At 48.1% G+C, this 9,505-nt stretch carries 2 protein-coding genes; both read right to left on the bottom strand.

Annotation, left to right across the window (positions count from 1 at the left end):
- The coding region (locus RIG68_RS28460; RefSeq protein WP_350130382.1) for a lectin-like domain-containing protein at nucleotides 1-5,856 on the bottom strand (5,856 nt) is incomplete at its 3' end.
- Between the two features lie 294 nt (nucleotides 5,857-6,150).
- Complete coding sequence (locus tag RIG68_RS28455) at nucleotides 6,151-9,414, bottom strand: FG-GAP-like repeat-containing protein (protein ID WP_350130380.1); 3,264 nt, start codon at nucleotides 9,412-9,414, stop codon at nucleotides 6,151-6,153.
- Between the last annotated feature and the right edge of the window lie 91 nt (nucleotides 9,415-9,505).

Below are 9,505 nucleotides of genomic sequence, written 5' to 3'. Positions count from 1 at the left end.
AGTTGTTGAAGCAGCCTGAATGACAGCACCACCGTTGTTAAAGAATTCGTAGGTGTAGTCAGCAACAGCAGCAACTACTGTGGCACCTGATCCTGAATCTTCAGTAACAGAAGTAATGGTGTAAGAGCCGTTGTTCGGTGTGGGGCAGTTAGAAGCGTTGACCGTAGTGGCAACAACCTCTATTGTGGGAGTAGCTGCAGTTATCTCCACCGTCTCCGTATCAAAGCAGCCATCACCAAGAGAGGCATTGTCCGTTACCAACACAGTGTAAAATCCGGCGGCAACACCCGTCAAAGTAGCTGTTTCTGCTGAAGTATTAAGCACCGGGTCGATGGGGGTTGAAGTGTCTGTGCCGGTATGCCACTTGTAGGTGTAATCAGTACTGCCGCCAGCGTTGGTCACAGTCACCGTTGCTTCACCGTCACCTCCAGTGCCTCCCGGACAAATTGAAGAAGGCTGATCCTCTGCGATCGACAGGGTAGGCGAAACCGCATTGTCGGCGATGTCGAACTGCAACGTTTCAGAATCACAGCTGGAAGATTTGTGGGTAATCACCACATAGTAGGTGCCAGGCATCAGACCACTGAAAGTCGCAGAGCCGTCGGCGTCAGAGTCGGTAATATCGGCGTTGGACGCATCCTGCAATGTGAGGTTGTAGCTCGCCAGAATAGCCGCCTCTGTATTAGCCACCACAGGTGCCCCGGAAGTTGTTATGGAGGCACTGGTAATTGTGATGCTGCCATTGCCAGAGCAGTCTTCCGAGTCAGCCTTAGTTCCCGATCCGTCTATGTCAGCCAAAACCTGGGAGACAGAGGAAGTAAGCACCTGCACACAACCTGTCGATTGGTTAGTTACTCTTACGGTATAGGTACCAGCAGCTAAATTATCTATCTGACGGTTCGTTGTAAGTACAGCACCGCTTACTGAACCACCAGCATACCATTGGAAAGTATAGCCAACTCCAAGCTGAGGAGTACCGCTTACAGTTACGTCAGCACTTAGTGAACCATTGTTGGGAACATCGCAATTTGTTTGATCCGACAGCTTGGTGATAACAATATTTGGCAAAACGGGGCTGTTAACAATCGTAACAACAAAAGGATCTGCTTCGCAACCTGTGGTTGGGTTAGTGGCTACAACTGTGTATTGGCCGCCGTTAAGACCACCAATGGTTTCGGTTGTTGCTCCGGTAACACTTCCACCAATAGCGCCATTGTTACCATTAGAAATTACCGCTCCTCCAGTACCACTGCCAACACGCCAAACAAAGGTGTATCCAGCAGCTGATGGGCTTGCTACAGGCGTTCCATTAAAGCTTACATTAACAGTTGCTCCGCCATTGTAATTGGCAACCAAACAGCTTGTATTGGGATTCTTAACATTAAGTGTTGTTACTGGCTTAACCGGGTTACTGTCAATTTCATAAGTAAGGTCGTTCACACAACCCGTCGCCGTGTTTGTAACCAGCACCGTATACTCACCAGCAGAAAGGTTAGCGGCAGTTTGAGTTCCGGTTGCAAAACCGGTGCCGGCCGTTCCGGCCGTTGCTCCGGTAAACCATTCAAATGTGTAACCAACGGTTACGTCCGGCGTTCCATTCTCAGTGACTGATGCCGAAAGCTGGGCAGTACCAGCTCCACCACAGGAAATGTCTGGTTGATCTTCAGCAATGGAAATATCAGGTATCGTTTTTTCGTCAGAAACCTCAAGGGTGTATTGAGGCGACTCGCAACCCGTAGAACCAGCAGAGTTTTTGGTGGCAACTACTGTGTAAAAGCCAGCCGCAAGTCCTGTAACAGTGTTGCTGCTAATTGCAGGAGTAGAGCCATTCCCAGGGTCAACACCGTTTACAAGTAGGTTTGGTGCGGAAACTACACTGCCAAGGTACCATTCAAACGTGTATTCAGCAGGGTCGTCAAAATTACCAGCTCCATCGTCGACTTGCACGGTAAGCCTGCCATCAGGCGTGTCGCACCCATGATTGGGCTCGTTGGTCGTGCCTGTTACCACAAATTGTGGGTCAACAGAGAGGTCATCCAGTGTAACGTCCTGCTCGAAGGTACAGGTCTTCGCCGGATTGGTTGATTTTACGGTATAAGTGCCGCTCAGGAGACCGGTGAAAGTATGCCTTGCTTTGAGCGTAGCATTTTGCCACATCACTCCAATCTCCTCATCTATTTTGCTGCCGCCCTGCCACAATTCCATCGTGTAGCCAGCGGCGGGTTCGCCCGAAGGCGTAAATTGTGACTCCGATACCACTGTAATTTCACCGTCTCCAACAGTACAGCCGGTATTGTCTACTTTTGTAACCACGGTGTTTGGTACATCCTGCTCCAAATCAATCACAAGGTCGGTAGCCGATACAAAACAGCCTGTGAGGTTATCCAGGAATTTGATAGAATATGTGCCTTCATCAAGGCCGGTGAAAACGCCAGTTTCATTAGTGCTGATAGGAACACCGTTAGTGTCATTTCCAAGGAAAAGCTCAAAGGTGTTGGCGGCAGCCTCGAATGTGATGGCATCCAGAAAGTTACCAACTGATTTGTTGCCCCCGGCTGTGCTCACAGCCTTGTAAAAGAATCTGGTTACATATTGACCAGCTGGTACCACGTAGGAGCCAGAGTATAAACTCCATGCAGTGTTCCCTGTACAAAACTGGTCGATTTCAACATCAGTGGCACCAGGAGCATTGATAAGGAGAGCAATACAGTCTGTTCCCGAGCGACCTCTATGAGCAAATGACCAGTTCATGGTTACACCAGGTACGGTAACTACGTCGAAATAGAGCGTAGCGTCATTATTGGCATTGATTTCAGCAAACTGAGTTCCAGAATAGGCAGGTACTCCCAATGCACCACTTGACCAAATTTCTATTCTGTTGTCAGGCGAAGTTGTTTGCCAGCCAGGCACGAAGGTTGAATTGTAAGTTTTGATTGCGCCACCCACAAAACTTTGCGCAGCGGGGGTTGGGCCAAAAATATCCGGCTGATCGAAACCACCATTTGAGCTACTTGATATAGCAACAGGGTTGCCATTGGAGTCGAACGAGCCAGTGCTTCCCCCGGAAATGGCTGTAGAGGCATCGATTGACCCGTCAGCAGTTGGCCCGCAACCTTTGTTGGAGTTAAGGTTAATTTGGGAAGGGTCTATAGCAAGGTCAGAGGGGATATCGGTTATTGTAATTTCCTCAGTTGTATAACAACCGGTAGCATCTTCGGTAACCTTCAAAGTGTAAATATTACCGGTGAGCAAAGTGGCAATATTGCCGTTATCGCCAGTTACTTTGTAAGCTGGGATATCATTGGTTGTATTTTGTCCAGTGAAAAACTGAAAAGTAAACCCGGTTGTTTCGCCACCGGAAGTCGCAGTGATTGTTCCATTTCCGTCGGCCCGACAGGAAGTGTTGTTTGTAAACTCTGTTTCAATAGCCGGCCCTCCGGAAAGATTCTGGACTTCTACTGTAATCCCTTCGGAAACGCAGCCAGATGAATTGATCGCTTGTACAGTATAAAAGCCAGCCGAAAGATTCGTGACACTTGCGCCGGTGTAGTCGGCGATAGCTTTGATACTATTGCCTTTGTACCATTTGAAGGTAAAGCCCGCCGTAGCACCTCCGCTGCTTGCCGAAACGGCTCCTGAGTTAGGTGCTGTACAACTGGTAACATTAGCGTCTACCTGGGCCTGGACAGTGGGTGCGGTAAGCGTAGAGGTCACTGTTTCTTCTTCTACGGCTTCGCAACCACTTGTATTGTTGATTACTCTGACAGAATAGTTCTGCGCCTTTAGGTTGGTGGCGGTGGGGCCTGTGGCAAAACTTGATGTGAAGTCCACACCCACATACCATAGGAACGTGTAACCGGCTGTCGTAGGCACTCCATTCACATCCACATAGGCCTCAAGTACACCATTGGGGCTGGCGCAATTGGTTACTTCCTGCACCTGGTTGATCACTACAACCGGAGCATCAGTAACCTTGTCTATTGTTACTGTTAGAGGTGTTGCATCGCATCCGTAGGTTGAAGTTGCTTGCACCGTGTAGGTGCCTTCAGCCATGGTGTTGTAGGTAGCGCCGGTATAAACTAAGTCAGCTGCATTAGTAGTTCCGGGGGCACCATTGTACCATCTAAAGGTGTAGCCCGCAGTTACAAATGTAGTGGCCGGAGGTGAGTCTCCGGTAACCAGCACATCATCAATGCTGTAGTATTCGCTGTTGCTGCTATTAATGAATTCGAATATTACCTTTACGGTTGACCCCAAACTGCCATCGGGAATGGTCACCGATGCAGATGTTGTGCCACCAGATATATCGTCAGATTTGTTGAAAAACTCAACTCTGGCGTTTGTTCCCACCTGGTAGAAAGCCTTGACAATGTCGCTACTTTCTAGTGATCCTACCTCACTGATACTCGCCTGTATTTTTACGTTAGAATACCCTGTCGTTGTAATGGCTCCTGATGTCCACGTAATAATCTGATCCGCATCATTTACTTCGAATCTCTTATTTCCGCTACTGTTGACAACTTTTGCATAACCATTTGCACTGCCCGACAGCAGCCAGGAAGTCGTTCCATTGTCAACCGTGACGTTGGTGGACAAATCATTAAATTTCTCTTCCCAGATGTTGACACTGGTGCTGGTAACCGTTGCCGAGCTAATGTAGGCCCTGGCAGACCCGTTGTCAGGAAGTGCGTCATTACAAAGCTCGTTGTCGGTTAATTTATCGAGCATGAAGTTGTAGGGCACGCACTGAACATCAATATAAGCCCACTCAGGAGAACAAAGGCTGTAGCAGCGGCCAACTGGCACGTCACATATTTGATATTGGATAGAGTCTAGTCCGGCAAATCCAACATTTGGGGTATACATGATGTCAAGCGTGGCTCCATCAATGTAGGAAGAGCCGTTAGCTGCAGGAGTTAAAATCGTAAATGTCCACAGTGAATCAAGATCAGGGTTCAAAACAATATCATTAGCCCTTACAGGAAGTAATTTACTGGTGTTCTGTGGCGTGGTAAAATTATCTTCCGCTGTTAGGGGCGGCTGCTGGCCACCACTCAAACAAACAGTTTGTTCGTTGCGTGCACCGCCTGTTGATCCTGTAAAACCATAATTCACGTTGGTGACACCACCGAAAACCGTCGTGATCATGTCTGCCGTGTGGGAAATTCGCAACTCCTCTTCGACATACATTTGAATCGTTTGCGTCCCGTCAGCATTGGGTTGCCACAAAATCACGTAGTCGTAGCAAGAATTATCCTCAACATTATCGAAAGTAGGGTGTATTCTTGGCGTTTTATTGGTAGATAGCTCGTTTGTTTGCGGATCGCAGATATTGCCATTGTATGCCACAGCTGTGTGGTCGTGGGCAGGATCGTCACCAGCTGTGCCTGGGCACTCAGTGTTTCTCCATGTGTCAAATTCGATACCGACCGATGGGACGATTTTATTGGCGAACTGATAGTCTCCAAAACCTAGGCCACCACCTGCACGACCGGTTGCTTCAAAACCTCTGGGATCTGTTTGCAAAACGAAGCCAAATCCGTCAGCGCCACTGCCGTCTTTGTCGCCTGCAAAAATGATGAAATCAAGCCTGAAAGGCTGATTAAGGTCTAATTTGGTATTCCACCAAAGGCGACCGAAACGATTGTTCTGGTCTTGAGTAATGAGGTAACAGCGCTCTGAAAGTGCCGATGCGTCTCCCCTTGTGGTAAAACCATCCTTGTAGTCAGGTATGAAAAAGGATGACGTGTTCGGTAATGGGCTTCCCTCGGTTTTTGGCAGCTGGGCCATGGCCTGAGAAGCACATATAAACAAAATTAGGGCAAAAGCAGAGGTGGCTAGGCTGTGTCGTCTCATGGTATTTTTCGAAATCGTGGCGTTTCTCAAAACTGAAAATACTTATTAGGATAAACTCAAAGGCTATAAAAGCATAGTTTTTTACCTTGAGCGCTTTCCGTTCTTAGATTGTTAATACAATTTAAAGAAAAAGTGTAACCCATCTAAGAGCAAAAGAAGTGAAAATAATTTTTTGAAGAAAAAATGTGATAATTCTTATATGCGTAAGGCATATACACTTGCAGGTGATTGAAAGGGTAATTTAACCGTCGAATATACACATAAAAGTTAAATATCACTGAGCTGGCTGTGTTGTCATCTAAATAGCAAAATGCTCCCGTTTTGACTTCTGGTGGCGTCGTCGCAGATGAAAACGTAGTAGTAAACACCCTGTTCCACCTCATTTCCATTGACCCTGCCGGCCCAATCGTTATTGTATGGTTTCTTCTCCAGAATGGCACGACCCCGGCGGTCGTAGATCACCACTTTACAGTCCTGGTTGAATTCGACATTTTCGACGCTCCAAAGGTCATCTATACCATCTCCATTGGGCGAGAAGGATTTCATTGGCTGGGGAGACTCGTCGGGTATTATGAATAAAGGAATGCTGGCCTGCACCTCACAACCATTGCCATCAAGGGCTGTTACCACGTAGAGGTATTCTCTTTGGTTGGATGCATTCAAAACATCGCCAAACTCATAAGTACCTGTTACAATCGGATTGCTGATAGTTGGGTCATCCATGCCGGTTATCGGCGTCCAGTCAAGTATCTCCGAGGCTCCAGTAACATTGAACTGAGTAGTGTCAAATTCATCTATGACGGATCTGTTCGACACAGCCGTTATAGAGTTTGAGGTATCGAAGTTTACTATGTCCACTGTGCTGTTGATGATACACTGGGCATCATCAATAATTGTCAGAGTGTAGGTTCCTGGATCTATTACGCTAATAGCATTCCCAGTTTCTGAGGTACTCCATGCGTAGGACACAAAGTTGTCGGCCACTTCAAGAATCACTTCATTTTCGGGACATTTCTCGACTCCGTCTGGCGTTTCGATGGCTACAACAGGCAAGGCTCTTACTTCAATTGATTTTGTGGCTGAACTGACGCACCCGGCAATTTCATCATAGCCAGTTGTCAGGTTTACAATGGTTGTCCCTGCTGTTGCGAAGGTATTTGTTGCATTAGCGTTAGTGTTGTCTGTTGTTCCGTCACTTGTAAAATCCCAGGCGTAGTTAAGCGTGAGGCCGGCTTCCCCGGTAGATTCGGCAGTAAATTCGGTATCCACATTCACGCAAATGGCATCCACTGCCGTAAACTGACTTGCTGGAAGTGCCTTTTTGGTGAGCGCCACGGCCACACTTGTAGCAGCACAACCAGTTGCCGCATCCGAAATTTTTATGGCATAGTTCCCACTTGCGCTTGCTGAAAGTGATGTAGTAGTTTGACTGGCGATATCCGCTCCGTCAGCCACCCATTGGTAGTTATAGCCCGTATAGGAAGCGGCTGAAAGAGCTACTGTAGCATCCTCGCAGAAAAGTCCGTTGCCGTCGAATCTGACGGCCACCGGTGGAAGGCTTTTTATCTCAGCTCTTAGCTGCGTAGGGGGGCTCAGGCAGTCCGATGCGGTTACATAACGAAGGGTGTAGATTCCGGCCTTGGCAGGTTGAAAGTTAGCGACACTTAAAACTGCTTCTGTGGATGCGAATCCGTCGGGCCCGGTCCATTGGTAGGATTTAGCTCCGGCAATTGTACCATCAATTTGCAGTGTTTCTCCGGCGCAAATTGGAGAAGGGTCAACAACTCCAGGTGGAGTGGGGGGGGGGCCGCTTACGAGCAGTTGCGAAGAGTTGGCCGAATTGGCGTCACACGCTCCGTCGTTCGACTTGATATTGACTCTAATGAAGAGGCTGCCTTCAGGCAGGCTTGACAGGTTGAGAGATGAAGAGGTCTCTGCCTGAGCTGTAAAGGGCCCGGAGGCACTGGAAGCGGTTTCCCATGTATAAGTATGTCCTATGCTTTTTGTTGCCTCTACAGTGAAATCAGTGCCGGTACAAACGGTGGCGCTGCTTGGAGTTATTGTTGGCAAAATACAATTTCTGTTGGCAATAACAATCAGTTCGTTATTCGTAATACCCGCCGCCAGCAAGTCTGGCTTGCCGTCGGCATTTACGTCGGCGATCTTTACGTTTCTGGTTGCGCTTCCAGCAGGTATATTAAACCGCTCAAAAGTGAGGCCGGTCGTCGACGTATTGGCAAGGACGGTCATATTGTTACTAGTGGTGCTCGCTACCAGCAGATCAAGCTTGCCGTCACCATTCAGGTCGCCAAGGTCAAGCCCCCAGGCGCCGGACGAGACACTAAATGAACTCGCAGCACCGAAGGAGATAGCGCCGCCTACTTCGCTGGTTTGGTTAAGGATGACAGACACTGAATTGTTACCAATTTGAGTAGTGGAGATGTCATTTAGTCCGTCTCCATTTAAGTCGCCAACCACAAGGTTGGCAAGGTTGCCTGAAACTGGCAGCGTGACCGATGGGCCAAAGGCGATGGTGCCGGCACTACTAATATTGGGCAGCACAAAGATGTTGGGCTGTTGAAGTGCGCAAGCTACAATTTCAGGAAATCCATCATTGTTTAAGTCCTTCACATCTAATCCGAACGACCGACTGACACCGATACTGAATTGTGCGGGCTGAGCGGCAAAGCTGAGCGTGCCGACAGTAGATGTGTTTTTGAATGCATCTATTTGATTATCAACCTGGTTGGAAACAATTACCTCTGGTTTTCCATCCCCGTCAAGGTCAATAATAGAAACACGGCTAACGTTCTTTCGGTTGCCAGCGGGGTCCGGCGGAAGGGTGAGCGAGATAGGGGACGAAAAGCTAATGGCTCCCGGTGTACTTGTGTTTCGGAAGGCAAATACTATATCACCCGGAGTTACACCGGCAATCGCTCTGGTGGCCAGCAAGTCTGGCCTTCCGTCGCCATCCAAATCGCCACAAGTAATACTCAAAGTTGCTTCGTTAATGAGTAGGGAGGGTAGATTGAGTTTGGTGAATGTAGTAGTAGTGATTGAGCTTGTATTCCGGTAAACAGGCACTCTCGATGCCTGATCGTTGAAATGTGAAGTTGCTGCGTCAATCACCCCATCTCCGTCAAAATCACAAGCACAAAGATCGTAGGTTCCATTTTGATCGGCCGCAAAACCAACAGCGCCATCGATAGCGGCAGAAAGAAATGAAGTGCCGCCAAAACTCAATGTGAAGAATTCGGAAGAATAGCCGATGAGGCCGTTGGTAAGATTGGTCACCGATACATTGCCAAAGGTTGCATTGCCAGGGATGGTCACCTCAAGTAAATTTGTTGAGGCGTAGGTGACAGTGCCGACACCGGCGCCAAACCGCACCTTGATGTTAGCTGCGGAGGTTGGGAAATTAATACCCGAAATAGTGAGTTTGTCGCCTGCCGCCGCCGTAGTTTTATCCAGATTTGTTATAAAAGGCCGCTGGGCCATCACGTTGAAAGCAAAGAACAGCAAACCGACAATCGTTAACCCAATCCGCCTCATATCCATTCTCTGATTTCTGACACTACGATAAAATTTCCCTGAACTCAAAGCTTGTTTTGATGTCCACCTGATGGGGTTAGACGACAATTTAAAATGG

This window comes from Imperialibacter sp., assembly GCF_040222385.1.
Lineage (GTDB): Bacteria > Bacteroidota > Bacteroidia > Cytophagales > Cyclobacteriaceae > Imperialibacter.
Note: the sequence above shows the minus strand (reverse complement) of the source record. Positions and strands in the feature narration are given on the sequence as shown.